Source organism: Stenotrophomonas rhizophila, assembly GCF_007667275.1.
In the GTDB taxonomy this organism is placed as follows: domain Bacteria; phylum Pseudomonadota; class Gammaproteobacteria; order Xanthomonadales; family Xanthomonadaceae; genus Stenotrophomonas; species Stenotrophomonas maltophilia_AE.
Genome location: NZ_VDQT01000001.1, coordinates 349,160 through 375,159, shown reverse-complemented (window position 1 = coordinate 375,159; position 26,000 = coordinate 349,160). Strand labels below are relative to the sequence as shown.

General features: G+C 67.5%; 25 protein-coding genes. 23 read left to right on the top strand and 2 right to left on the bottom strand.

The window, feature by feature from the left end:
* The first annotated feature begins 19 nt into the window (after positions 1-19).
* From FSZ13_RS01490 to FSZ13_RS01435, 12 genes are all read left to right on the top strand, one after another.
* Complete coding sequence (locus tag FSZ13_RS01490) at positions 20-1,075, top strand: heme/hemin ABC transporter substrate-binding protein (protein ID WP_145477668.1); 1,056 nt, start codon at positions 20-22, stop codon at positions 1,073-1,075.
* Positions 1,076-1,133: 58 nt separating this feature from the next.
* Entirely contained in the window at positions 1,134-2,129 is a 996-nt protein-coding gene (locus FSZ13_RS01485; RefSeq protein WP_145478506.1) for a FecCD family ABC transporter permease, read from the top strand.
* On the top strand, positions 2,126-2,890 hold the full coding sequence (locus FSZ13_RS01480) for a heme ABC transporter ATP-binding protein (RefSeq protein WP_145477667.1): 765 nt from the start codon (positions 2,126-2,128) through the stop codon (positions 2,888-2,890). Before FSZ13_RS01485 ends, FSZ13_RS01480 begins: the two co-directional genes overlap by 4 nt.
* Before the next feature lie 274 nt (positions 2,891-3,164).
* Positions 3,165-3,806 (top strand): DUF1120 domain-containing protein, encoded by a 642-nt coding sequence (locus tag FSZ13_RS01475; RefSeq protein WP_145477666.1) that lies wholly within the window; start codon positions 3,165-3,167, stop codon positions 3,804-3,806.
* Positions 3,807-3,874: 68 nt separating this feature from the next.
* Positions 3,875-4,510, top strand: a complete 636-nt coding sequence (locus FSZ13_RS01470; protein WP_145477665.1) for a DUF1120 domain-containing protein — start codon at positions 3,875-3,877, stop codon at positions 4,508-4,510.
* Between the two features lie 250 nt (positions 4,511-4,760).
* Positions 4,761-5,402, top strand: coding sequence for a DUF1120 domain-containing protein (locus FSZ13_RS01465; protein WP_145477664.1), 642 nt, complete (start codon positions 4,761-4,763; stop codon positions 5,400-5,402).
* Positions 5,403-5,631: 229 nt separating this feature from the next.
* Positions 5,632-6,357 (top strand): fimbria/pilus chaperone family protein, encoded by a 726-nt coding sequence (locus tag FSZ13_RS01460; RefSeq protein ID WP_145477663.1) that lies wholly within the window; start codon positions 5,632-5,634, stop codon positions 6,355-6,357.
* A gap of 159 nt (positions 6,358-6,516) precedes the next feature.
* The gene (locus FSZ13_RS01455) at positions 6,517-7,158 is read left to right on the top strand and encodes a DUF1120 domain-containing protein (protein WP_145477662.1); all 642 of its coding nucleotides are present in this window, start codon (positions 6,517-6,519) and stop codon (positions 7,156-7,158) included.
* A 91-nt stretch (positions 7,159-7,249) separates the two neighbouring features.
* A complete protein-coding gene (locus FSZ13_RS01450; RefSeq protein WP_145477661.1) occupies positions 7,250-7,885 on the top strand; it encodes a DUF1120 domain-containing protein in 636 nt (211 codons plus the stop codon).
* A gap of 28 nt (positions 7,886-7,913) precedes the next feature.
* Positions 7,914-8,546, top strand: coding sequence for a DUF1120 domain-containing protein (locus FSZ13_RS01445; RefSeq protein WP_145477660.1), 633 nt, complete (start codon positions 7,914-7,916; stop codon positions 8,544-8,546).
* A gap of 136 nt (positions 8,547-8,682) precedes the next feature.
* Positions 8,683-11,187 carry a fimbria/pilus outer membrane usher protein gene (locus FSZ13_RS01440; RefSeq protein ID WP_186308819.1) on the top strand — a complete coding sequence of 835 codons (2,505 nt, stop codon included), beginning with the start codon at positions 8,683-8,685 and terminating at the stop codon, positions 11,185-11,187.
* Positions 11,184-12,377: a DUF1120 domain-containing protein gene (locus FSZ13_RS01435; protein ID WP_145477658.1), complete on the top strand. Its 1,194-nt coding sequence runs from the start codon at positions 11,184-11,186 to the stop codon at positions 12,375-12,377. The genes FSZ13_RS01440 and FSZ13_RS01435 overlap by 4 nt, the downstream gene beginning before the upstream one ends.
* Before the next feature lie 6 nt (positions 12,378-12,383).
* Here FSZ13_RS01435 and FSZ13_RS01430 read toward each other — a convergent pair whose 3' ends face one another.
* On the bottom strand, positions 12,384-14,585 hold the full coding sequence (locus FSZ13_RS01430; RefSeq protein ID WP_145477657.1) for a TonB-dependent siderophore receptor: 2,202 nt from the start codon (positions 14,583-14,585) through the stop codon (positions 12,384-12,386).
* Positions 14,586-14,901: 316 nt separating this feature from the next.
* Positions 14,902-15,090, bottom strand: coding sequence for a hypothetical protein (locus tag FSZ13_RS01425; protein ID WP_145477656.1), 189 nt, complete (start codon positions 15,088-15,090; stop codon positions 14,902-14,904).
* Here FSZ13_RS01425 and fusA point away from each other — a divergent pair.
* The 11 genes from fusA to FSZ13_RS01370 all read left to right on the top strand — a co-directional run bounded on the left by fusA (position 15,089) and on the right by FSZ13_RS01370 (position 25,999).
* Positions 15,089-17,125, top strand: a complete 2,037-nt coding sequence (gene fusA, locus FSZ13_RS01420; RefSeq protein ID WP_145477655.1) for an elongation factor G — start codon at positions 15,089-15,091, stop codon at positions 17,123-17,125. The two genes, FSZ13_RS01425 and fusA, sit on opposite strands and share 2 nt — an antisense overlap.
* A 206-nt stretch (positions 17,126-17,331) precedes the next feature.
* Positions 17,332-18,252: a M14 family metallopeptidase gene (locus FSZ13_RS01415; RefSeq protein ID WP_145477654.1), complete on the top strand. Its 921-nt coding sequence runs from the start codon at positions 17,332-17,334 to the stop codon at positions 18,250-18,252.
* Positions 18,253-18,388: 136 nt separating this feature from the next.
* Positions 18,389-19,390 carry a GTP 3',8-cyclase MoaA gene (gene moaA / locus FSZ13_RS01410; RefSeq protein ID WP_145477653.1) on the top strand — a complete coding sequence of 334 codons (1,002 nt, stop codon included), beginning with the start codon at positions 18,389-18,391 and terminating at the stop codon, positions 19,388-19,390.
* A gap of 7 nt (positions 19,391-19,397) precedes the next feature.
* Positions 19,398-20,396, top strand: a complete 999-nt coding sequence (gene moaCB / locus FSZ13_RS01405; RefSeq protein WP_145477652.1) for a bifunctional molybdenum cofactor biosynthesis protein MoaC/MoaB — start codon at positions 19,398-19,400, stop codon at positions 20,394-20,396.
* Positions 20,393-21,649 (top strand): molybdopterin molybdotransferase MoeA, encoded by a 1,257-nt coding sequence (locus tag FSZ13_RS01400; protein ID WP_145477651.1) that lies wholly within the window; start codon positions 20,393-20,395, stop codon positions 21,647-21,649. The genes moaCB and FSZ13_RS01400 overlap by 4 nt, the downstream gene beginning before the upstream one ends.
* A complete protein-coding gene (locus tag FSZ13_RS01395; RefSeq protein ID WP_145477650.1) occupies positions 21,646-21,906 on the top strand; it encodes a MoaD/ThiS family protein in 261 nt (86 codons plus the stop codon). Before FSZ13_RS01400 ends, FSZ13_RS01395 begins: the two co-directional genes overlap by 4 nt.
* Before the next feature lie 2 nt (positions 21,907-21,908).
* Entirely contained in the window at positions 21,909-22,388 is a 480-nt protein-coding gene (locus tag FSZ13_RS01390) for a molybdenum cofactor biosynthesis protein MoaE (RefSeq protein WP_145477649.1), read from the top strand.
* Entirely contained in the window at positions 22,385-23,137 is a 753-nt protein-coding gene (gene modA / locus FSZ13_RS01385; RefSeq protein WP_145477648.1) for a molybdate ABC transporter substrate-binding protein, read from the top strand. The genes FSZ13_RS01390 and modA overlap by 4 nt, the downstream gene beginning before the upstream one ends.
* A 3-nt stretch (positions 23,138-23,140) precedes the next feature.
* On the top strand, positions 23,141-23,821 hold the full coding sequence (gene modB, locus FSZ13_RS01380) for a molybdate ABC transporter permease subunit (RefSeq protein WP_145477647.1): 681 nt from the start codon (positions 23,141-23,143) through the stop codon (positions 23,819-23,821).
* Entirely contained in the window at positions 23,811-24,476 is a 666-nt protein-coding gene (locus FSZ13_RS01375) for a sulfate/molybdate ABC transporter ATP-binding protein (protein ID WP_145477646.1), read from the top strand. Before modB ends, FSZ13_RS01375 begins: the two co-directional genes overlap by 11 nt.
* 83 nt (positions 24,477-24,559) lie before the next feature.
* Entirely contained in the window at positions 24,560-25,999 is a 1,440-nt protein-coding gene (locus FSZ13_RS01370) for a basic amino acid/polyamine antiporter (RefSeq protein ID WP_313955398.1), read from the top strand.
* Position 26,000: the final 1 nt, after the last annotated feature.

The following is a 26,000-nucleotide window of genomic DNA, read 5'->3' as shown; positions in this document are numbered from 1 at the left end:
TGCCTGACTGGAGCACTGCATGTTGAATTCCCTGTGTGCGCGCCGCGGCGTGCTGGTAGTGGCCCTGGCGACGGCGCTGGTCGCGTGCGGCGGCAAACCGGCCGAGCCGTCGACGGCTGCGCCGTCGAGCGCGGCGCCGACCGCGGCAGCGGATGCCGCCACCGGCGCGGCCCTGCCGCAGGGCTGGCTGCGCGTGGCCGGCACCGATGTCCCGGCCCGCGCCGGCCTGGTTCCGGTGCTGCCGGCGACGGTCACCTCCGATGACGGCGAAACGGTAACCGTGCGGGACACCGCGCGCATCGTGGCCGGCGGCGACGATGTGATCGCGGTGATCGAAGCGCTGGGCATGGGCAGCCAGGTCTATGCGGCGCCGCTGCGTTCGGCCACCGAGGCCGGGCGCAAGGCGCCGAAGCAGTTCCTGTTCAACCGCACCACCGGCGTGGAAGGCGTGCTGAGCCTGGAAGGCACGTTGTTCCTGGGCAACAGCCTGCGCCGGCATACCGAGCTGGCGAAGAAGCTGCGCGGTGCCGGGGAAGCAGCAGTGGTGATCGACGACCTGCAACCGGCACCGGACAAAGTACGCAAGGTCGCCGCTGCGCTGGGCGTGGCACCGGCGGGCGAGGCACTGGCCACGCAGGTGCAGGCGCAGCTGGATGAGGCCGCCCGCGTTGCCGCGTCCAGCAAAGTGCATCCGCGCGTGATTCACCTGTCGGCCACCGGTGCCGGCGGCGCGCCCACCGTAGCCGGTGCGGACAGCGCGTCGGGCAAGCTGATCGCGCTGGCCGGTGGCATCAACATCGGTACCGAAGCGGGCGTGGCCAACTATTCCGCGCTGAGCAACGAAGGCGTGGTGGCGGCAGCGCCGGACGTGATCCTGCTGACCGAGAACGACCTGCAGCTGTTCGGCGGCGAGGCCGGGGTGTGGAAAGCCTATCCGACCCTGAAGCAGACACCGGCGGGCGCGGCCAACCGCGTCTGGGTGATGCCGGACGTGCAGCTGAAGGCGGCCAGCGTGGGGTCTGGCAGCGGGGCGCTGGCGCTGGCCAAGGCGCTGGCGGCGCTGCCGTCGCCGTGAGCCGCACGCCGTGAAGGAACGTTCCGCGCGACGCCGGTCCGGGGGCTGGGTGCTGGCGATGATGACGCTGGCACTGCTGGGCGCCATCCTGGCCTCGTTCGCAGTGGGGCCGCTGCGCCTGCCACCGCTGGAGGTGGTGCAGGCGGTGGCGGTCAAGCTGGGCCTGCTGGATGCTGGCCATGTCAGCCAGCGCGATCTGGCCGTGGTCTGGAACCTGCGCATTCCGCGCGCCCTGCTGGGCGCGCTGGTCGGGGCGTCGCTGGCCATGGCCGGTGCCAGCCTGCAGGGCCTGTTCGGCAATCCGCTGGCGGACCCGGGCATCGTCGGCGTGACCCAGGGCGCGGCGCTGGGGGCGGTGGCGGCCATCGTGCTCGGTGCTGGCAGCGTGGGCGGCTGGACCCTGCCGTTGGCGGCGTTCGCGGGCGGTGCCACGGCGATCAGCCTGACCTACGCGCTGGCGCGGCCCGGCCGCAACACCGGCACGGCGACGCTGTTGCTGGTCGGGATCGCGATGGCGGCGTTCTGTTCTGCGGCGATCGGCTTCCTGACCTACATCGCCAGCGAAAGCGAGCTGCAGTCGCTGGTGTTCTGGCAGATGGGCTCGCTGGCGCAGGCCGACTGGGCCGATGTGGCGGCGGCGCTGCCGGTGTTCGTGCTTGGCACGGTCGCCCTGCTGCGCCTGGGCACGCCGCTGGACATGCTGGCGCTGGGCGAGCGCCAGGCGCAGCATCTGGGCCTGAACGTGAAGCGCACGCGGTTGAAGTTGATTGCGTTCAGCGCGCTGCTGGTCGGCGCGGCGGTCGCGTTTGCCGGTTCCATTGGTTTCGTCGGGCTGGTGGTGCCGCACGTGGTGCGCATGCTGGTCGGCCCGGGGCACCGTTGGCTGCTGCCGGTGTCGGCGGTGACCGGGGCGCTGCTGATCGTGGTCGCCGATACTGCGGCGCGCACGCTCGATCCGCCGGCGGAGATTCCGTTGGGGCTGTTCTCGGCCGCGTTGGGTGCACCGTTCTTCCTGTGGCTGGTGCTGCACCAGCGGCGGAGCGGGGTGGTATGAGCGCACCTTTCCTGCAGTTGGACGGCGTTGGCGTGCGTTTCGGCGAACGTCGGATCCTGCATGACATCCATCTTGGCTTCGCGCCCGGCACGCTGACCGCACTGGTCGGGCCGAACGGCGCGGGAAAATCCACCCTGCTGGCGGTTGCCAGCGGTGACGTGGAGGCCGACGCAGGGCAGGTCATCCTGCATGATCGGCCGATCGCCCACTGGAAGGCGATGGCGCTGGCCCGCGAACGCGCGGTGATGCCGCAGGACCACGCGGTGCGGTTCGCCTTCAGCGTGGAGGAAGTGGTGGCGATGGGGCGCCTGCCGCATGCGGCCGATCCGGTCCGCGATGCGGCGCGGGTGGATCAGGCGTTGGAGCAGGCCGAGATGGCGCGTCTGCGGCGCCGCGAAGTACAGACACTGTCCGGTGGCGAGGCAGCGCGTGCCACGTTCGCGCGCGTGCTGGCCCAGGACACGCCGCTGCTGTTGCTCGACGAACCGACGGCAGCGCTGGACCTGCGCCACCAGGAGCGCACGCTTCGCACCGTGCGTGGGCTGGCCGATGAAGGTGCCTGCGTGATCGTGGTGCTGCACGACCTCAACCTGGCGGCGGGCTACGCCAACCGCATCGTGCTGTTGGAGCAGGGCAGGGTGGCCGCGGACGGAACGCCCGACCAGGTGTTGACCCGCGAGCACATCGAACGGGTCTACCAGCAATCGGTCGTCGTACTGCGGCATCCGCTCCGCGACGTGCCGCTCGTCGTCGTCAGCTGACGTCGGATTTTCCCCGCTTTTAGCTGTTCCGCAGCGTCCTAGCATAGTGCTTCCTCCCTGTGGGCGAGGCGCGTGCCGTGCGTTGCGCTGGCTCGCGGGCGGCGTGTCGCATTCAACGCGAATACAACTAATTGCAGCCTCTTTTGAACAATGTTGCATGTGTGGTGGCGCGATCGGCCCGTAATCTTTGCGGCGTTCCACAGGGTCAATCAAGCATTCGCTCGGGATTGACCATTTCGATCGTTTGATAACCCACCACAAGGAAACACCCACCATGAAGTTCACCAAGACCCTGCTCGCCCTGGCCATTGCGTCCTCGGCCGCCATCGCCCCGACCGCCTTCGCGCAGTCGGCCGACCTGTCCGTCACTGGCCGGATTTTCCCGGGTGCCTGCACCATCGAGCTGGGCGGTGGCGGTGTTGCCAACCTGGGCTCGATCAACACCGCAGCGCTCAACGCGGACGCGGACACCGATCTGGAACCTGTTGCGATGTCGATGGCAGTGCAGTGCGAGTCCGCAGTCCGCATCGCGCTCCAGGGCACTGACAACGCCAGTGACAGCGCTGCCTATCCGGGCCTGTACGGCCTGGGTATGACCTCGAACGACGAAAAGATCGGCGGAGCCGTAATCAGCGTGCAGGACGTCCAGGCCGATGGCGTTACCGGTTACGGGACTTCCTCGACCGATGGCGGGGCGAGCTGGGATGTGGCAGGCAACGACGCTGTCAACGCCATCGAGACCACGTCCCTGCGTGGCTTCGCCAAAGACCAGGGTGTTGCAACCGGCCCGGCACCGACTGCGGCCCTCAGTGGCACCCTGGTTGTGAGTGCACGCATCCAGCCGACCGACACCCTGACCATCACGGGTGACACGCCGATCAACGGCAACGCCACCTTGAACGTCATCTATTTGTAAACACCGACCTGAATGACCCGACGGCGTGCGCATCGCACGCCTGTCGATCAACCTGAGAGACACATGCCATGAAGTTCACGACTGCAATGCTTTCCTTGGCCGCCGCTACGGCGGCCGCCTTTGCCCCGAACGCGTTCGCACAGTCCGCGGACGTTTCCATCGAGGGTAGGATCTATCCGGGCGCCTGCGCTGTGAGCCTGGGTAATAACGGCATCGCCGACGTCGGCGAAATCCGTGCAGAAACCCTGAATCAGGACGGCGAAACCCGCTTGGCAAAGGCTTTTCTTGCCCTTGATGTGACGTGCCAGTCCAACGTGCGTTTTGCGTTGGAGGGCACCGATAATACGGATTCTTCTACTGCCGCGGCGATGTACGGGCTTGGGATGACTCCGGCCGACGAGAGGATTGGCCGGATGTCCGTCCACCTGACGAACTATGCGATCAGCACGCAGTTGGCCTATTACACCTCTTCCACCGACGACGGAAAGAGTTGGAGCAGAAGCCTGGCCCTCGCAGCTTCGATCGGGCCCGACAGGATGGTGGGCTTTACTGGAACCTCCAATAGTTCGGCGGGTCCGGCGGCCATCCGGTTTGTGCGCGGCAATCTGGAAATTCAGCCGATCATCCGTTCCGCCAGCCAGTTGACCCTCACCGAAGACGTGCAGATCAACGGAAACGTCACTCTGTCTGTGTCCTATCTCTAATTGTCTCAACAGGCGCCGACGCATCGCACTTGGCGATGCGTCGGCGCATTTCTGCGCCGCCACTCTGCTTCAATGTGGACGTGACGCGAGAGCAAATCGCGCGGTTTTTACCAGCAACCGGTCGTTGTGTTGCGGCATCCTTCGCGGAATGTGCTGCACGTAGTGACCTGACGTCCCACGGGGTCAATCAAGCATTCGATCGCGATTGAACAGCTCGAATGTTTGACAACCCACCACGAGGAAATATCCCATGAAACTCCGTACCACTTTGATTGCCTTGGCCATCGCTTCTTCGACTGGCATTGCGCCTACCGCACTCGCGCAGTCGGCTGACCTGTCCATCTCCGGCAGGATCTTCCCGGGCGCCTGCGTCGTCAATCTCGGCAGTGGCGGTATCGCCGACCTGGGCGACATCCGTGCCGAAGCGCTCAACGCCGAGACCACCACTCTGCTGGAGGCGGTCAACGTGCCGTTGACCGTCGCCTGTGAGTCGGAAGTGCGTTTCGCCTTTCAGGGCGTCGACAACAACAGCGATAGTTCGTCCGTTCCGTATCGCTACGGCCTCGGTCTGACCTCGGCCGACGAGAAGATCGGCAGTGCCAACGTGCTCGTCGCAGATGTCACCGCCGATGGCGTCCCCGGATTTGGCACCCTGTCCGGCGACGGCGGCGAAACCTGGAACGACAGTAACGCAGGTGGCAACTTCAGCCTGACGTTGACCGATGTGCTGGGCTTCGCGAAGGAGCAGGGCACTGCTGCCGGCCCGGCTGCGATCAAGGATATGCAGGGTAGTGTCAAAGTCATCGCCCAGATCCAGCCGACCAACGAGCTGACCCTCACCGAAGAGATTCAAGTCAACGGTAGCGTCACGATCAACCTGATGTATCTGTAAGAAGCAAAACCGGCTCCGGCGCACCATGTGTGCCGGAGCTTTTTTGCGCGCCGGTGTTCCGCTTTCACCATGGCTTCACGGCATGGGGCGCATGAATGCGCCCAGCAAGGCAACAGCATCGCTCCGGCACCAGGCCGGGGGCTTGTGAATCGGGGGATTCATCGGCTGCGCATTGCTTCATCCATCGCGCGGGCAATATGCAGCCAGATACCCTTGAGGAGCTGGTCCCATGGCTATCGCACGCCTCGCTGTCCCCGTCCTTGTCGCGGGCCTGATGGCCCTGTCCAGCGCGCAGCACGCCCGCGCCGACGGCATGACCCCGGAAAGTTCGATCGTGATCCTGCCGACCAACCAGGCGTCCACGTCGATCCTGGTCAAGAACACCGGCAAGACCACCGACATGCTGATGGTGGATATCAAGCCCATCGACGAGGACACGGTCGAAGTGGCGTCGATCGACCCGCCGTCCGGCACGACGACGGTCAAGGCTGGCCAGCAGCAGAAGGTGACCTTCACCTTGTTGGACGAAGCCAGGAAAACCGAGGTGCAGCGCTTGCGCCGGGTCGTATTCGAGGGCGCCACGGGCAGGATCAAGCGCGACAAGAAGCGCAACGAAGTGGGCGTGACCGTGAGCCAGAACCTGCCATTGCTCATCCATCCCGCGAAGCTTGAGCTGGTCAGGGATCCCTGGAAATTCCTGAAGTGGACCGTGTCCGATGGCAATCTGACGGTCAGCAACGACAGCCCCTACGTCGTGCGCTTGTCGCAGAAAGTCGTGTCGCTGCCCTCCAACGCCGAACTGGGATTGCCCCGTTCCTACGTGCTGCCCAATGCTCGCCTCACCATCAAGCTTCCGCCCAAGGCAGCGACGGATGGCAGCATTCGAATCTACCCGGCCACCGTGTACGGCTTCCAGACCGATCATTTCGACGCGCCGATAGCCAAGGCAAAGTAGCGTGGCGAATCCGACGCAATGGGCCCCATTTTGCAAGATCTTGCATATTGAGCGGCGCAAATGACCCGTATTGTTCGCGACGTTCCATTGTGTCAATCGAACATTCATTAGCGATTGCTCAATTCAATCGTCCGCGAATCAAGCCACGAGGTATCCACCATGAAGCTCACCACCACGCTGATGGCCCTCGCCATCGCTTCCTCCGCCGCCATCGCGCCGAACGCCTTCGCGCAGTCGGCCGACCTGTCCATCACCGGCAAGATCCTGCCCGGCGCCTGTGTGATTGACCTCAGCAATGGCGGGGTTGCCGACTTCGGCGACATCCGTTCGAACGCGCTCGAGACCGATACCAGCACCCCACTGGACGCAGTGGAGCTGACCATCAGCGTCACCTGTGACGCCGAGACCCTGCTCGCGTTCGAGGGCATCGACAATGCCGACGGCAGCTCGTACGTGGCCCACCGCTATGGGCTGGGCCGAACCGCCGAGGACGAGAAGATCGGCAGTGCGACGATCGGGCTGAAGGGCGTCAGCATCGACAGCAAGCCCGGCTTTGCGACCACGTCCTACGATGGCGGCGCAACCTGGTCCAACGGTGTTGCCGGCAACCCTGCGCCCATCCCGACCGACGGCATGGTCGGCTTCACCGAGACCCAGGGCGATGCCGCCGGACCGTCGGGCATGAAGAGCCTGCAGGGCACGCTCGAAGTCAAGGCGTTCATCGCGCCGAGCGCCGCGCTGACCCTGACCAGCGAGGTGCTGATCAACGGCAAGGCCACCATCAACGTGATGTACCTGTAACGGTTCACCAGCGTCCGACGCCGCGCATCGCCGCGCGCGTCGGACAACGGTAGTGGTGGTTTCACCGGTACCCATCCCTGCGGAGGTTGCGATGCTGACGCTTTCCAGAATGCTGATGGCGATTGCCTGCGTGGTGCTGGCGCCGCGCGTCTGCGCGCAGTCGCTGGACCTGAGTATCGTGGGCACCATCCTGCCGGGAGCCTGCAGCGCCGAGCTCGGTGGTGGAGGCGTAATCGACCTGGGCACCGTACTCGCCGAGAAACTGGATCCGGTCGAAGAGACATCGCTCGCCCCGGTGCTGGTCCCGCTGACAGTGACCTGCCAGGTACCGGTGCTGTTTGCGTTCAAGGGCACGGACAACACCGGCGACAGCGCCTCGGTGGCGACCCGTTATGGCCTGGGGCTGACAGCGGATGGCGAGAAGATCGGCGGCGCGGTCATCCGGTTCAGGGACCCGACGTCCGACGGCGCGCCGGTCTACTACACGCGCTCTGAAGATGGCGGGCAAGAGTGGGAGGTCAGCGGCAACACCGGTACCACCTGGCTCGGAAAGGCCTCGATCAATGGCTTTGCCGCCACCGAAGGTTCGGTGGGCGGCCCGGACCACCTGTCGTCGCTGCAGACCCAGCTTGAGATCCGCACCTACATCCAACCCACCAGCGCGTTGACCATCGACGGCAACGTGCCGATCAACGGGCGGGTCACCATCGACCTGATCTACCTCTGACCCCCCACTGCTGGAAGAGGATGCCACCATGAAGCTTGCCATGTTCCTGCTTGCCGTCGCCTGTGTCGCCGCGGCGCCACGTGTCCTTGCGCAATCGGCCGATGTTTCCATCAGCGGTCGGATCCTGCCGGAGGCATGCGACGTCCAGCTGGGCAATGGCGGCGTCGCCGACCTGGGAATCATCAATGCGGCGACGCTGAATTCCAGCACCTACACCGACCTGGATCCGGTGTCGCTGACATTGGCGGTGTCCTGCGGATCGCCGGTGCTGCTGGCCTTCGAGGGCAACGACAACCGCCACGAAAGTGCCGCGTATACCAACATGTATGGCATGGGGTTGACCCCGGAATCCGAGCGCATCGGCGGGGTCGAGCTCAGCCTGGGCAATGTGACCGTCGATGGCGTGCCCGGCTATGGCACCGCATCTTCGGACAGTGGTGCCACCTGGGATGCGTCCAGCGCCGCGCCCTTGAGCGACATGCCACCGAACCGGTTGCGCGGGTTCGCCAAGGAACTGGGCGTGGTGGACGGCCCCGCCCCGACCACCACGTTGCAGGGCAACGTGGTAATCGGCGCCAGGATCCAGCCGACCGAAGTGCTGCGCCTGAAAGGTGAGGCAGACATCAGCGGCAGCATCAGCCTCAATGTGATCTATCTGTAAGCGAACGTCTGCGGCCGCAGGCCGCTGCGGTGCCGTTGTGCCGGAACCGGCGTGAGCGCGGTTGCGGTTGCTGGTGAATCGGGGGATTCCAGGCAACAGGTACGGGGTGATGGGCCGGACAGATACGGTTCAATCGATGCAATGGATGGGCAGCCTGCTGCTGTGCGGCTCCCTGCTTGCGACGCCTGCGCGGGGCCAGCAGCTGGCCGCTGAAGCGGGTGCGCCCGTCGACGTGGTTCGCGAGGGACAGGACGAGGACGAAGAACTGGAGTTCGATTCCGACCTGCTGCGGCAGCGCGGCCTGGACCCGAAGCTGGGTGAGTACCTGAGTCGCGGCGCACGCTTCACCCCCGGCGAGCAGCGGGTGACGCTGGTGGTCAACACCCAACGGATCGGCGAGGCGGTGGTCCGCTTCGACGAGGAGGGGCGACTGTGCATGGACCAGGCGCTGCTGGACCGTGCCGGATTGAAATCTCCCAAGCCAAGTAGCGCTGGCGGCATGCTGGCCTGCGACGATTTCAGGCGGGCGTACCCGGCCACGGTGGTCGAAAAGGATCCCGGCATGCGCACGGTGACCCTGCTGGTGCCCGGCGAGAGCCGCCAGCCCGGCCGGGGCGGCGTGGACGGTTTCGTACAGGGCGGGGTGGGTGGCCTGTTCAACTACAGCGTGATGGCCACCCGCAGCGATGGCAGCAGCGGCGCCAGCACCTACGTGGCGGCAATCACCGAGGCCGGCTTCAACGCCGGGGACTGGATCTTCCGCAGCCGCCAGAACTACACCCGCTCGAAGGAGAAAGCGACCCTGGACGTTACCCAGAGTTACGCCCAGCGCACCTTCGCCCGCTGGAAGACGGTCGTGCAGCTGGGTGAGCTGGACATGCTCAGCCCGGTGCTGCCCGGCACTGCGTTCACCGGCGTGCAGCTGTTGCCCGAAGCCGGGCTGCAGGTGTCCGACGGTCCGGTGATCAGCGGCATCGCCGACTCCACCGCGCGGGTGGAAGTACGCCAGCGCGGTGTGCTGCTGTATGCCACGGTGGTGGACGCCGGGCGTTTCAGCTTGTCGGGCCTGCCGGCGCTGTCGGCGTTGACCGATGTGGAGGTGAGGGTGATCGAGGCCGACGGCAGGGAACACGGCTTCACCGTGCCGGCGGTGGCCCTGGCCGGGCTGGTGCGCCCGCAGAGCGGCTACACCCTTGCGTTGGGGCAGGTACGCAACATGGAGCTGGCGCCGGGACGGCAACCCTGGGTGGCCAGTGCCAGCTGGAGCGGTGCGCTGGGCGGCCGAGGCACCGGCAGCGTGGCGGCGATGGCGGCGCAGGACTACGCTGCGCTCGGCAGCAGCGCATTCCTTGGCTGGCGCCATGGCACCTCGATCAATCCCTACCTGCTGCTTTCGCAGGCACGCGACGACGCCGGCACGCACACGGGTTGGCATGCGGGCATCGGCGTGCAGCAGGTGCTGGGCAGCCAGCTTTCGCTCAATGCGGGGGTGGCGATGCAGTCCCGCGCGTACCGCGAGCTGGTCGATGTGATGTCGATCGATGCCAGCGGCGGATTCCGCGCGCGCTACCGCGAGCAGGCCAACGTGTCGCTGAGCTGGTCGACGCGTTGGCTGGGTTCGATCAGTGCGGGGTACTCGCGGGCCACCGTGTTCGACGGGCGCCCGACCTCGCGCGCGTCGTTGTCGTGGGGCCGCAGTTTTCCCTGGGCGTCGGTATCGCTCAACGCCGAGCGTGACCTGGCACAGCGCGACGTGCCGGACGGCAGGCGGGACACCGTGGAGGGCGATGCCTACCGGGTATACCTGAGCGTGAGCGTGCCCCTGGGCGGTCGCCGGCAGGCGCGCGCCAATGTCCAGCACGACCGCTCCGGGGAACGCGTCGGCCTGTCCTACAGCGATGCGCCCAGCGATACGCTCAGCTACCGGCTCGCGGTCGATCGGGATTCCTGGACCGGCCGGACCGACAGCAGCGCCTCGGCCGCCTGGCTGCCCCGCTATCTGCAGACCAGTGTCTCGTATACGCGCTCCAGCCTGGGGAACTCGTCCAGCTCGGTGTTGATGAGTGGGGGCGTCGCCCTGCATGGTCGCGGCGTCACCCTGTCGCCGTATCCGATCCAGGATACGTTCGGCATCGTTGCGCTCAGCGACAGGATCGCCGGGGTGCAGATCGGTACTCCGTATGGCCCGGTCTGGACCGATGCGTGGGGCAAGGCGGTGGTGGCGCAGCTCACGCCTTACGTGACCAGCCTGGTCGAGGTGAACACCAACAGCCTGCCGCGCAACATGATCCTGGACAACGGTGTGGTGTCGCTGGATGCCGGGCGTGGCGCGGTGGCGCAGCTCGACCTGGACGCGCGCTTCAGCCGGCGTATCCAGCTGTTGCCGAAGCATCCCGACGGCACCGCGCTGCCGCACGGCACCACCGCGTTCCGCAGCAACGACGACCTGGTGGGGATGGTCACCGCCGCGGGCTCGCTGTTCGTCCGCGACGCGGTGGACGGCGAGATCCTGGAGCTGCACCTGCCCGACGAACGCGTGTGCACGCTCAGCTACCGCCTGGACGAGCACGAGGATGAAACCGTGACTATGCCCTCCGCGACGGTCATCTGCACGCCCGGCGCGGCGGAGGCTTCACCATGAGCACCCACGGACAGGCGGTGCGGCTGACGCTGTTGCTTCTGCTGCTGGCGACGGGTGGCGCGGCGCAGGCGCGGATCGATCCGCTCAAGCGTTGCACCATGACGCTGTCACCGGGAATGATCGACTACGGGCAGCTCACCTCCGTGCAGGCCACCCCCCTCCCGTTGGCGTTGTCGCGCGGGCCGGGGCTGATCCGCCCGACCGGCATTCCGCTGCCCGCGCGCACGCTGTTCCTCAACCTGGTCTGCCCGCAGCCGATCAACCTGACCATGCTGTTCCATGCGCCTTCACGCAATTCGTCACAGTACGATTTCGGCGGCGGGGGCGGCTATATCCTGCGCGTGCACGACGTGCGCGTAGACGAACTGCCCGTGGACATCGGCCTGGTGACCGTGCCGGGCGAGCCGCCGACCACCATTGCCGAACGCCTGGAGTGGCTGCCAGAGCATGCGTGGGTTCCGATGCGCGCCGGCATGCAGGTACCCGGGAGCCGGCTGTCGGCGCAGATTGATGTCGAAACCTGGGTCAGCGCCGACCTGGCCGCGCTGCGCGATGCGCAGGTGTGGGAAGCGGAGGGCATCATCGATGCCGAGGACGCCCGTCAGTTCGCCGCCTTGGGACTGCGGGCGCAGGCGATGCCGCGGTCGTGCACGCCGCGGCTGACGCCCTCGGTGCTCGAGCTCGGCACAGTGCCGCGCAGCAGCCTGCACGCGGACGCCGCGTACGCAATGCCGCGGCGGACGGTGCAGCTGCAGTTGAACTGCAGCGGACCCACGCGGCTGGCGGTGAAGCTGCTGGACAACCGCGCCGGCACCGAGGCGGGTTGGGCGGCCGACATACCAGGCCCGGCACGCTTCGCCCTGGCACCGCGCGGCGGCGGGGTGGCAGGCATCTACCTGCTGTCGTTCGGCGCGGTGATCATGGACGGGCAGACGATGCAGGTGCTGCGCGGCACCGGCGAGCGTGCCGACAACTGGAGTGGCCAGGAGGAGGGCGCACCGCTGCAACGCTTCGACGCGCATGCGGCGGTGTACGCCTTCGCTGCGCCCGGCCAGGTCGTGCCCGGCGCCATCGACAACCTGAGTGCGCCGCTGCAGGTGGATGTCCAGCTGGCGCCTACCTCCGCGCTGGAGGCCGGCGAGGAGGTGCTGCTCGACGGCGGGGTCACCGTCGAGATCGTGTACCTGTAAGGCCGCTTACCAGCCGAACGTCGCCGTTGCCATCACGCTGCGGCCGCTGCCGTAGTAGCAGGACGACACCCCGGTGCAGGTGGACACGTAGCGCTTGTCGGCAAGGTTGCTGGCGTTGAGCGCCAGTTTCACGTCGGTGCTGCCGAACTGGCCCAGGTCGTAGCGGATCGCGGCGTCGAACAGGGTGTATGACGGAATGCGGTACAGGTTGGCGCTGTCGCCGTAGCTGACGCCGTTGTAGCGCGCGCCGGCGGCCAGGCTCAGCCCGCGCAGGCTGCCGGCCTGGAAGGTGTAGTCGGCCCAGAACGAAGCGGTCAGGTCCGGCACCATCGCCAGTTGCCTGCCGCGGTAGGCGCTGGAGCGCAGCATTTCCGAGTCCATCCGCGACGCCGCACCGATCAGGCTCAGGCCGGCGACCGGGGTGATGCGGCCTTCCAGTTCGATGCCGCGCACGCGTCCTTCATCGCCCTGGATGGAACAGACCACCGTGCCGGTGGCGCCGCAGTTGCGGTGGCTGGCGACCGGATCGTCGACGATCATGTTCTCCTGGCGCAGGTCGTACACCGCCAGGGTGACCAGGCCATCGACGCTGGCCGGCTGGTATTTCAGGCCGGCTTCCCACTGCGATCCGGTGACCGGCTCGAAGGCGGTGCGGGTGAAGCTGTCCAGCGGTGACTTGGTGGCCGGCTGGAACGATTCCGCATAGCTGACGTACGGGGTGAGGCCATTGTCGAACACGTACAGCAGGCCACCCCGGCCGGTGAACGCTTCGTTCTTGATCACGTTGTGCGGGCCGGGCTGGGACACGCCGGTGGCGATGTTGCGGGTAGCGCTGAGCGTGTCGTCCTTGGTCCAGTCGTAACGCCCGCCCAGGGTCAGGCGCCAGTTGCCGGCGGCGAGCTGGTCCTGCAGGTACACGCCGCTCTGGCGGTTGATGCCGCTGGTGGGCGTCTCGCTGGTGACCGTGGGCTGGTAGGGCAGGTAGACCGGGTTGAAGATGTCGATCGGGCGCGGGTTGCTCATCGCGCTGCGCACGCCTTCCCAGTCCGCACGCTGCCAGTCCCAGCCGAGCAGCACGGTTTGGTCGACCGCGCCGGTGGCGAAGCGCGCCTGCAGGCGGGTGTCGAAGGTGTCGCCGTCCGAAACGCCGGTACCCTGCACGCCGCGCCGGTTCTGGGTGCGGCCGTCGGCGTTGAGCGCGCCGAAGGTGACCACGCCGCGATACAGCGAATCCACGTGGGTGCGGCGTGCGTTCTGGGTCAGGGTGAGGTGCTCGTTGAACGCGTGCTCGAACATCCAGCCGGCCGTCCACAGCGTGCGGTCGTAGCTGTTCCAGTCCGGCTGGCCGATGAAGGTGCTGTTCTTCATGTGACCGTACGGGGTGGCGGTGAGCGTGCCGGCCATCGGCAGGAACTGGTAGGTCGAACCGCCATCATCCTTCTGGTACATGCCCAGCAGGGTGAGGCGGGTGCGCTCGGCGATCTGCCAGGTGTAGCTGGGCGCCAGGAACCAGTGTTCCTGCTCGGTGTGCTTGATCTGGGTGTCGCCATCGCGATACAGCCCGACCAGGCGCAAGAGGTGCGCGTCGTCAGCGCTGCCGCCGCCCACGTCGAAGGCCGCGGTGTACTGGCCGTCCGCATCCAGGCCCAGGCGCAGCAGCTGCCGCTGGTCCGGGGTGGGGGTCTTGCTGACCTGGTTGACCATGCCCCCGGGAGCGACCTGGCCATACATCACCGCGGAAGGGCCCTTGAGCACCTCGACGCGGTCCAGGTTCCAGCTGTCGAACATGCTGCGGTTCCACTGGCTGCCCTGCGGCGCGCGCATGCCATCCAGGGTTACGTTGTTGGCCCAGCTGCCGGCGTCGAAACCGCGGATGCGGAAATCGTCCACGCGGTTGTCGATGCCGCTGCTTTCCAGGCTTACCCCGGCGACGTAACGCATGGCGTCGCTGAGCGACTGCACGCCGCGCGCGTCCAGTTCGGCGCGTTCGATCACGGCGATCGACTGTGGCGTTTCGGCAATGGCGGTGCTGGTCTTGGTGGCGCCACTGGTGCTGTTGGTGGCGCGGTAGGCGTTGACCTGCACGGCGTCCAGCGCGGTGGCGGTCTGCGCGAGCACGGCAGGTGCGAAGGCGGCTGCGGCCAGGCCGCAGGCGAAGGCAAGCAGGTTGGGGCGCAACCGGCGGAATGAAGCGGGGGAGGAGGTCATGGCGGAATCCGGAACGTGCGTTCCTATTCTAGAGACTTCCCTGAATGATGCAATTGCGACCTATTCGCATGTAAGACCTGATCGGGCGGGTTTTGTTGCACTGGTGAGTGGCGTGCCGAGAATGCGACTCCAGTGTTTCATTGGTGCGTTGAATAAAGCCTTGCGTGGCGAGGGTAGAGGTCTAGAATGCGCGGAGATCCCCGCTGACCACCGCCATGACTTCGATGCCGCTCCTGACGTTCTTTACTCGCACCCGCGCTGTCGCGGGACGGGCGCGTCTGCCTCGCGGTGCATCTGGCGGCTGATCGATCCACGATCAGCGCAGCACCCCCGACAGAGCGCCCACCGGGCGCTCTTTTCGTTTCCGCTTTCCCATTCCATTCCAGAACCGTTCGAAGGAGAACGTGCCATGCACCAGATCGCCGAGCCCCAAACCTGGCCGCACGCCGTCAGCCAACGGCGGCGTGCGGCTCCCTGAAGTTGGCAGCAGCGAGACCCATTCCATGAACACCCAGACCCTCAATCTTCGGCGCAACCTCGGCATCATTGCCCACATCGACGCCGGCAAGACCACGCTCACCGAACGCCTGCTGTGGAAAACCGGCGAGATCCATCGCGTCGGCGAAGTCCACGACGGCGCGGCGACCACCGACTTTTCGGCGATCGAACGCGAGCGCGGCATCACCATCGGCGCGGCCGCCGTGCAGGCGCATTGGGCGCCGCGCGACCAGCCGACCCACCACCTGACCCTGATCGACACGCCCGGGCACATCGACTTCGCCATCGAAGTGGAGCGTTCGCTGCGCGTGCTGGACGGCGCGGTGGCGGTGTTCTCGGCCGTGGACGGCGTGCAGCCGCAATCGGAATCCGTGTGGCACCAGGCGCGTCGCCATGGCGTGCCGTTGATCGCCTATGCCAACAAGATGGACCGCGTCGGCGCCTCGTTCCAGCGCGTGCTCGACCAGCTGCAGGACAAGCTGCAGGCGCGGCCGTGGGCGCTGGGTTGGCCGCTGGGCGCGGAGGGTGACTTCCATGGCTGGGTCGACCTGGTCGAACGCAGCACGGTGCGCTGGGACGACGCCGGCCAACCGACGCGAAGTGCGTGGACCGCCGCCGAACAGGGCGAGTGGGAAGCGCGCCGCGCCGCGCTGGTGGAAGCGGTGGCCGACCACGACGAGGTGCTGGCCGAAGCGTGGCTGGCCGGTGACGCGGTGGACGCGGCGGCGCTGCGCGCAGCACTGCGCCGGGCCACGCTTGCCGGTGCCGGCGTACCGGTGCTGGCGGGTGCCGCGTTCAAGAGCAAGGGCATCGAAACCCTGCTCGACGCGATCGTGGACTACCTGCCTGCGCCGGAAGACCGGCCGGCGGTGGTGGCCACGACCGACGCAGGCGAGCTGTCCCTGCCACCGGACCCGAATGGCCCGCTGGCAGCGCTGCTGTTCAAGATCACCCACCAGCACCATGGTGCGTTGAGCTTCGTGCGGGTGTATTCGGGTACGTTGAAGGTGGGCGATGCGTTGGCCAGTTCGCAGCATGCGCAGGGACGCCGGGTCAGCCGGCTGGTGCGGGTGCAGGCCGACCAGACCCATGACATCAAGCAGGCCGTCGCCGGCGACATCGTGGCGGTGCTGGGCTGGAAGGATGCGGTGAGCGGCGAAACGCTCAGCGCGCCCTCGCGCCCGCTGCTGCTGGATACCATCCGCGCGCAGCAGGCGGTGCTGGCATGGCGGTTGACCGCGGAAAAGTCGGCCGACCTGATCCGCATCGCCCAAGGTCTGGCCAGCCTGGCCCAGGAAGACCCGTCGTTCCATGTCGACACCGATGCGGAGACGGGTGAAACCCTGGTATGGGGCATGGGCGAACTGCACCTGGAGGTGATGGTCGAGCGGCTGCGCACCGAATGGAACGTCAACGTGCGTACCGGTGCGCCGCGCGTGGCCTACCAGGAAACCCTGCGGCAGGCCTTGAGCGGGGTGGAAGGCAAGGTGGTCAAGCAGACCGGCGGACAGGGACAGTACGCCCGGGTGGTGCTGGATGTCAGTCCGCGCGAGGACGGCGAGGTGCATTTCGTCGACCGTACCGTGGGTGGCGTGGTGCCGCGCGGTTTCGTGGCGGCGGTGGAGAAGGGCGTGCGCAGCGCGCTGCTGGAGGGCCCGCGTGGCCATCCGGTGGTGGGTATCGAGATCGCGCTGGTCGACGGGCAGACCCATGCCAAGGATTCGTCGGACATGGCCTTCCACCGTGCCGGTGCCGAAGCGGTGAAAGCCGCCTTGGCGCAGGCGGGCACGACGCTGCTGGAGCCGGTGATGGAAGTGGCCATCCATGTGCCGTCGGCGAACGTCGGCGACGTAGTGGGCGACCTCAACCGCCGCCACGGTCGCATCGCCCTGATCGAAGACCAGGGCGGTCGCGCCGAAGTGCTGGGCTATGCGCCGTTGGCGCAGCTGTCCGGTTACACCACCTCGCTGCGCTCGCTGACCCAGGGACGCGCGTCCAGCGACATGCGCTTCACCGGCTACGAAGAAGTAACGGCCGCGTAGAGCGAGCAGCCGGGAGGAATGGGAACGGGGGCCGACAATGTCGGCCCCCTGGACACGCATGGCGTGTCCCTACGCATGCAGCCCACCCCCAACGTTCGACCCCAAACCCGAGCGACCAAGGATCGTAGTGACACGCCATGCGTGTCAAAGCCATGACCCTGCGCACGCATCTACAATATCGGGCAACCGTTGATCCCGGACCCCTCATGACCACCCCCCATTTCTACCCCATCGGCACCCCCGGGCACCGCTGGGGCGACGCAGAACGGGCCGCATGGCGCGCGCGCCAGATCGTCCAACGCAGCTACGCCGATGACGTCGTCACCGCACTGCACGCGCTGCCTGAAGCATTCACCATCGAACACTACGGCCAACTCCAGGCCGGCACCGACACCTACCCGCTGCTGCTCGCCATGACCCGTGACTGGAACCCGGCGCTGCCCACCGCACTGGTCACCGGCGGCGTGCACGGCTACGAAACCAGTGGCGTGCACGGCGCGCTGCAGTTCCTGCGCGACCACGCCAGCGACTACGCCGGCCGCATCAACCTGATCGTGGCACCCTGTGTCTGCCCGTGGGGCTACGAGCGCATCCAGCGCTGGAACCACGATGCGGTCGATCCCAACCGCAGCTTCCGTGACGGCGGCCAGATCACCGAGTCGTCCGCCCTGATGGCCTGGATCGCAGCACGCAACGACACCCTGCGGGTGCACCTGGACCTGCACGAAACCACCGACAGCGACGCACATGAATTCGACCCGGCGTTGGCCTCGCGCGACGGCAGGGCCTGGGTGCCGGAAACCATTCCGGACGGCTTCTACGTGATCGGCAACAGCGAGAATCCGGAACCGGCGTTCCAGCGGGCGCTGATCGCGGCGGTGGAGCCGATCACCCACATCGCCCCGGCCGATGCCCACGGCAACCTGGTCGGCCTGCCGTTGCAGTCCCCGGGCGTGGTCTGGGGCGAGTCGCGCTCGATCGGCGCCTGCGCCGGATTCACCGATGCGCGCTTCGCCACCACCACCGAGGTGTACCCGGACAGCCCGCGCACCACCCCGGCGCAGTGCAATGCGGCGCAGGTCGCAGCGGTCCGCGCCGGGCTGGATTTTGCATTGTCGTCACCGTAGACCGGCTAGTTTCATGGTCTACAGCTGACGGCGCGCGCGCGTTGCCCTAGGTTGACGCGCGTGCACACCGGCCGTAGTCCGGCAGCACGGGTTTCCACACTGCCTGCAGCCATTGCTGCCGGTACCAGGGAGCACCATGACGGCTGCAGTATCGACCGGTCCCTTGCTTGCCGACGGCTTCGGTCGCCGCTTTCCCTATCTGCGCCTGTCGCTGACCGAAGCGTGCAACTTCTCCTGCAGCTACTGCCTGCCCGATGGCTACCAGGCCGACGGTCGCCCGCGGTTCCTGGAGGTGGATGAAATCGGCCGGCTGGTGCGCGCTTTCGCCACGCTGGGCATGCACAAGATCCGCCTGACCGGCGGTGAACCAAGCCTGCGCCGCGACCTGGACCAGATCATCGAGCGCGTCGCCGGCACGCCCGGCATCCGCAAGGTGGCGATCACCACCAACGGCACGCTGTTGCCGCGGCGCCTGCCCGGCTGGCACCGCGCCGGCCTGACCGCGCTCAACGTCAGCATGGACAGCCTGCGCCGCGAACGCTTCCACGCCATCACCGGGCACGACCGCCTGCCGGAGATCCTGGAAGGATTGGAGCTGGCACAGGCGATCGGGCTGCCGTCCGTGAAGCTCAACGCCGTGCTGCTGCGTGGGCTCAACGATGACGAACTACCTGCATGGATGGAGTTCCTGCGCGAGCGCCCCTTGAGCGTGCGCTTCATCGAACTGATGCGCACCGGCGACAACGCCGACTATTTCCAGCGCCACCACCTGAGCGCCAGCACGGTGGTGGAGCAGCTGCTGGCCGCCGGTTGGCGGCTGCGCCCACGCGCCGCCGACGCCGGACCCGCGCGTGAGTACACCCACCCCGCGCATCGCGGCAGCATCGGTGTCATTGCGCCGTATTCCCAGGATTTCTGCCAGGGCTGCAACCGTCTGCGGGTGACCGCGCGCGGCGACCTGCGCCTGTGCCTGTTCGGTGAGTTCGGGGTGCCGCTGCGGCCGTTGCTGCAGCATGACGATGACCGCGACGCGCTGCTGGCCCGCATCACCACCCAGCTGGGCCTGAAGGCCGCCGGCCATGGCCTGCACCAGGGCCGCACCGGGCTGACCCCGAACCTGGCCTCGATTGGAGGATGAGCAACAGATGAGTGGCGACCTGTCCGTGGCCTTCCACATGGCCGACGTGCGCGACAAACGCGTGACCCGCCGCCGCGCGGTGGCAGTGGGCGAACTGCTGGCCGGGCCGGTGGCTTACCCGTTGATCGTCGCGCGCCGCCTGCCCAAGGGCGATGCGCTGGTGATGGCCGAAGTGGCCGGGCTGCAGGGGGCGAAGATGGCGTCGATGCTGATGCCACTCTGCCACCCGCTACCGCTGGAGCTGGTACGCGTGCACTGCGCGCCGGTCCCCGAACGGCAGGCGATCCGGGTCTGGTGCGAATGCGCCAGCGAAGCGCGTACCGGGGTGGAGATGGAAGCGCTGGCCGGCGTCAACGCCGCGCTGCTGACCCTGTATGACCTGAGCAAGCCGGTCGAGCCGGCCTTGGAGATCAGCGCGGTGCGCCTGCTGTTCAAGGAAGGCGGCAAGCGTGGCGTGTGGATCCATCCCGCCGGCATGGACGCGGCCGAGCGCGAACGCTACCAGCCGCGCGCGCCGCGCCAGCTGCAGGGCGCCGCGTGCGCGGTGATCACGCTCAGCGACCGCGCCAGCGACGGCAGTTACGAAGACCTGTCTGGTCCGCGCCTGGTCGAGGGCCTGCAGGCACTGGGCGGCAGCGTGATCGCGGCCGAGGTGCTGCCCGATGGCGTACAGCCGCTGGCAGGACGACTGCAGGCGCTGGAAGCGTCCGGCGTACGGCTGTGCCTGTGCACCGGCGGAACCGGGCTGGGACCGCGTGACCTCACCCCCGAGGCGCTGCTGGCGGTGGGCGGGCGTCGCGTGGACGGGCTGGCGCAGATGGTGCGCAGCCTGAGCGCGCAGCACACGCCGATGGCCTGGCTGAGCCGCGCCGACGTGGTGCAGCTTGGAAAGATGCTGGTGTTCGCACTGCCTGGCAGTCCGCGTGCCGCCAGCCAGTGCCTGGACATCCTGGCGCCGGTGCTGGGCCATGCGCTGCAGATGATCGACGGCGGCGACCACCGATGATGGCCTACGCAGATGCGCTGCAGCGGATGCTGGCGTGTGCGCATGTGCTGCCGGCGGAGACCGTGGCACTGGAAGACGCCGCCGGACGCGTGCTCGCGCGCGATGTGGACAGCCCGCAGAGCCTGCCGCCGTTCGACAATTCGGCGATGGACGGCTTCGCACTGCGCTGCGATGGCGTGGCGATGGCGGCCAGCACCGAACTGGAGGTGCAGGGCTGGCAGGCCGCGGGCGACGACGCCAGCGCGGGCGGGCAGGGTGCGTGGGAGATCATGACCGGTGCGCGGATGCCCGACGGGCTGGACAGCGTCATTCCGGTCGAACAGGTCCGTGTAGTGTCGTCGGCGGCGGGACGCCCGCAGCGGATAGCGCTGCTGCAATCGGTGACGCCGGGCCAGTTCGTGCGGTTGCGCGGCCAGGACGTGGGCAGTGGTGAAACGGTACTGACGGCCGGCAGCAGCCTGTCCTTGAACGCCTGCACGCTGCTGCACGCCACCGGCGTGGGCCAGGTCGAGGTGCGCGCGCAGCCGCAGGTGGCGGTGATCTCCACCGGCCGCGAGCTGGTGACCGACGCCGGGCAGGCGCTGGGCGGTGGGCAGATTCGTGACAGCAACCGGCCGTATCTGGTCGGCCGCCTGCAGGCCGCCGGGGCCCGCGTGGTGTGGCAGGGCGTGGTCGGCGACGACGTCGCCGCCTTCGATGTCGCGTTGCAGACCGCGCTGGACGCCGGCGCGCAGCTGGTGCTGAGCACCGGCGCGGTGTCGCAGGGTCGCTACGATTTCATTCCCGATGCGCTGCGCGCGCGCGGGGCAACCATCCACGTGCACAAGGTGGCGATCCGTCCAGGCAAGCCGCTGCTGTTCGCGCAGCTGCCCGGGGGGACGCTGTACTTCGGGTTGCCCGGCAACCCGGTATCGGCCGCGGTCGGCCAGCGCTTCTTCGTGGAACCGGTGCTGCGCCGTCTGCTCGGCATGGCCGCCGAGGCAACGCTGCAGCTGCCGTTGCGGGCCGACGTGCGCAAGCCGGCCGGGATGCGCTTTCACGCGCGTGCGCGGGTGGAACTGGGCGCGGACGGACAGCTGTCGGCGCGGGTGCTGGCCGGGCAGGAATCGTTCCGGCTGATGTCGATGCTGCAGGCCAACGCCTGGGTGGTGCTGGACGGCGAAGACGAGGTGGCACGGGCGGGTACGCCAGTGCAGGTACAGGGCTGGGGGCACCGCGATCCGGTGCGCCTGGCCGCCATGGAGGTGTCATGAACATGATCGAGCTGCAGTTGTTTGGTGCGTTCTCCGAGCTGGTGCCCGAGCGGGTGTTGCAGGTCGAGGTGGAAGGCGAGTCGGTCGCGGACCTGCGCCGGGCCCTGCAGGTCCAGCTGGCAGCGCGCTGGCCCACGTTCCGCAGCGGCCTGCTCGATTACTCGGCGTTCGCCGATGAGCAGCGGGTGCTGCGCGACGATGACGCATTGCCGGTTGATGGGCGGGTCGCGGTGCTGCCCCCGGTGAGCGGAGGTTGAGCATGCACGAGCGCCAATGCCTGCGGGTGGTGGAACGCAGCGAATCCGCGCTGGATCCGGCCGAGGCGATCGCCTTCGTCTCCGATCCCGGTTTCGGCGGCATCGATGTGTTCATCGGCAAGGTGCGCGACCTCAACCATGGGCGCGCGGTGCAGGGCATCAGTTATGACCTGTTCGTGCCCTTGGCGGTGGCGACCTTCCAGCAGCTGGCGGCCGAGGTGGAGGCCGAATTCGGCCCACGCCTGAAGCTTTACGTTGGCCATGCCAAGGGGCGCCTGGCGGTGGGCGAGGTGGCGGTGGTGGTCGCAGCCGGCAGCCCGCACCGCGACGAGGCCTTCCGCGCCTGCCGTGCGCTGATCGAGGCGGTCAAGCACCGTGCGCCGATCTGGAAGCAGGAACACTACGAGGATGGCGACAGCGTCTGGAGCGAAGGCTGTTCGCTGTGCCATTCCGATCCCGTACACGACAGGACCGGCGCATGATCCACACGCTACGACGCGTGCTTTGCCTGCTTTCGCTGGTGTTCGCGCTGCCCGCTGGTGCGGCGGGGCTCACCGTGTCCGCGGCGTCCAGCCTCACCGAAAGCTTCCGCGACATCGCCCAGGCGTATGAGCGCGCGTATCCGGGCGCCGACGTGGACCTGAACTTCGCCGCGTCGGGCGTGCTGCTGCAGCAGGTCGCGCGCGGCGCGCCGGTGGACGTGCTGGCCACGGCCGACACCGCCACGCTCGACCAGGCCGCGCAACAGGGCCTGCTCATGGCCGGCACCCGCCAGCTGTTCGCCAGCAACCAGCTGGTCGTGGTCGTTCCGCGGGACGCGCGCAGCGTGCCTGCCACGCTGGCCGCGCTGGGCACGGCGGGCGTGCAGCGGGTGGCGATCGGCAACCCGGACAGCGTGCCGGTGGGCCGCTATGCGCGCACGGCACTGCAGGACGCCGGCCTGTGGCAGGCAGTGGCCGCCAGGACCATCACCACCCAGAACGTGCGGCAGTCGCTGGACTACGTGGCGCGCGGCGAAGTGGATGCCGCCTTCGTGTATTCGAGCGACCTGAAGGCCGCGGACGGCAAGGTGCGGCAGGCGTTCGTGGTGCCGTTGAAATTGCCGATCGCGTATCCGCTGGCGGTGATCAAGGACACCCGCCACGCGGCCGAAGCACGCCGTTTCGTGGCCTTCGTGCGCTCGCCGCAGGGGCGGGCGATCCTGCGCAGGCATGGCTTCGGCGCCCCCTGACCGATGGCGCTGGACTGGACCGCGTTGTGGTTGTCGCTGAAGGTGGCCGGCTGCGCGACCGCGATCAACCTGGTCCTGGGGGTGGCGCTGGGTGCGCTGCTGGCGCGTCATCGCTTTCCGGGGCGTGAGCTGCTCGATACGCTGTTGACGCTGCCGATGGTGTTGCCACCCACCGTGCTGGGCTACTACCTGCTGGTGGTGATCGGCCGCAACGGACCGCTCGGCGCGTGGCTGCAGGACACGTTCGGGATCAACCTGGTGTTCACCTGGCAGGCGGCCGTGATCGCCGCGGCCGTGGCCTCGCTGCCGCTGGTGTTCAAACCGGCCCGCGCCGCGTTCGAAGCGGTGGACGGCCAGCTGGAGCAGGCGGCGCGCACGCTGGGCGTTTCCGGCGTTGCACTGTTCCTGCGGGTGAGCCTGCCGTTGGCCTCGCGCGGCATCCTGGCCGGGCTGCTGCTGGCGTTCGCGCGTTCTATGGGCGAGTTCGGCGCCACCCTGATGGTCGCCGGCAGCATTCCCGGCCGTACCCAGACCCTGTCCATCGCGATCTATGAAGCGGTGCAGGCCGGGCAGGACGCCAAGGCCAATGGGCTGGTGATCCTCACCTCGGTGGTATGCATCGTGATCCTGCTGGCCGCGGCGCGGCTGGTGGGCCGTCGACAGGCGCCGCGCGATGTGGCTTGAACTCGACATCCGCCGGGTCTTCAGCGCGCCCGGGCAGCAGTTCGAGCTGGATATCCAGCTGCAGTGCAGCCAGCGCCAGGTGGTGCTGTTCGGGCCGTCGGGCGCCGGCAAGAGCCTGACCCTGAAAGCCATCGCCGGGCTGATGCGGCCGCAGGCGGGCAGCATGCGCCTGGGTGGTGAGGTGGTGTTCGATGCTTCGCTGGGTATCCATCGGCCTCCACAGCAGCGACGGCTTGGTTATGTGTTCCAGGACTATGCGTTGTTTCCCCACCTGAGCGTGCGGCAGAACATCGGGTTCGGCCTGCAGCGTGGCTGGTTCAATCCGCCGCGGCGTGAGCGCGATGCCGAAGTGGAACGCTGGATGCGCGCATTGCGCATCGAGCACCTGGCGCAGATGCTGCCGTCGCAGCTGTCGGGCGGGCAACGCCAGCGGACCGCACTGGCGCGTGCGCTGGTGACCCGGCCCCAGGCCCTGCTGCTGGACGAGCCGTTCGCCGCGCTCGACCATGACCTGCGCGCACACCTGCGCCAGGAACTGCTGGACGTACTGGCCGCCACCGACGTACCCCTGCTGCTGATCAGCCACGACCCGGCGGACGTTGCGATGTTCGGGCAGCAGGTGGTGGAACTGGTGGACGGGAAGATCCTGCGCTGAGCGAAGATGTCGGATTCCGGATAGCCCGGGCACGTCTCACACCCGATTTACAAATTGCTCTCCATCCTGAACCCTCCATTCTGATGCGGGCGCCGGCCATGTCCTCGAATGTCGTCAAGATGACGCGTATGCAACTCACCGCCATGGTGGTAGGCGGCATGATCGGCGCGGGGATCTTCTCGCTGCCCAGGACCTTTGCCGGTGCCACCGGTCCGCTGGGCGCGGTGGTGGCCTGGACCATCGCCGGCCTCGGCATGTACACCCTGGCGCGGGTGTTCCAGATGCTGGCCGAGCGCAAACCCGATCTCGACGCCGGTGTGTTCGCCTATGCGAAGGAGGGGTTCGGCGATTACCCCGGCTTCCTGTCCGCGTTCGGTTACTGGATCGGCAGCTGCATCGGCAACGTCTCCTATTGGGTGTTGATCAAATCCACCCTGGGCGCGTTCTTCCCGGTATTCGGTGACGGCAACACGGTGGTGGCGATCCTGGTCGCCTCGGCCGGTATCTGGCTGTTCCATTTCATGATCCTGCGCGGCGTGCAGCAGGCCGCGGCGATCAACAAGATCGTCACCATCGCCAAGGTCATTCCGATCATCGTGTTCCTGGTGATCATCGCCTTTGCGATGAAGATGGACGTGTTCCGCTTCAACTTCTACGGCGGCGACCTCACCGGCAGCATTTTCGAACAGGTCCGGGCCACGATGCTGGTCACCGTATTCGTGTTCCTGGGCATCGAAGGCGCCAGCGTGTACTCGCGCTATGCCAAGGACCGCAAGGACGTGGGTGCGGCCACCATCACCGGCTTCCTGGTCGTGACCACGCTGATGGTGCTGGTCACCCTGCTGCCCTTCGCGGTGATGGAGCGCGCCGACATCGCCGGCATGCGGCAGCCGTCGATGGCGGCGGTGCTGGAGGCCGTGGTCGGGCGCTGGGGCGCGATCTTCGTCAGCGTGGGCCTGCTCATTTCGGTGCTGGGCGCGTACCTGACCTGGTCGCTGATCTGCGCCGAGGTGCTGTCGGCGGCGGCGCGCACCAAGGACATGCCGGCCGTTTTCGCGCGCGAGAATGCCAACGGCGTTCCCGCCAATGCGCTCTGGGCCACCAACATCATCATCCAGCTGATCGTGATCTCCACTTATTGGTCGCGCGACGCCTTCTCGTTGATGCTCAACCTGACCAGCGCGATGTCGTTGATCCCGTTCCTGCTGGTGGCGGCCTACGGGCTGCAGATCACCAAACGCGGGGAGACCTACGACCAGCGGCCCAACGAGCGTGGACGCGACCTCACGCTGGCGATCCTGGCCACGATCTACACCGCGTTCCTGCTGTATGCCGGCGGGATCAAGTTCATCGTGCTGTCGGCGGTGCTGTATGCCCCGGGCAGCCTGCTGTACTTCTGGGCACGGAAGGAGCAGGGCGAGAAGATCTTCACCAAGGCGTCGGACTTCATCATCCTGGCCGTGGCGGTGGTGGCCGCCCTGGTCGGCGTCTACTGGATCGCGACAGGCTACATCCAGATCTGAC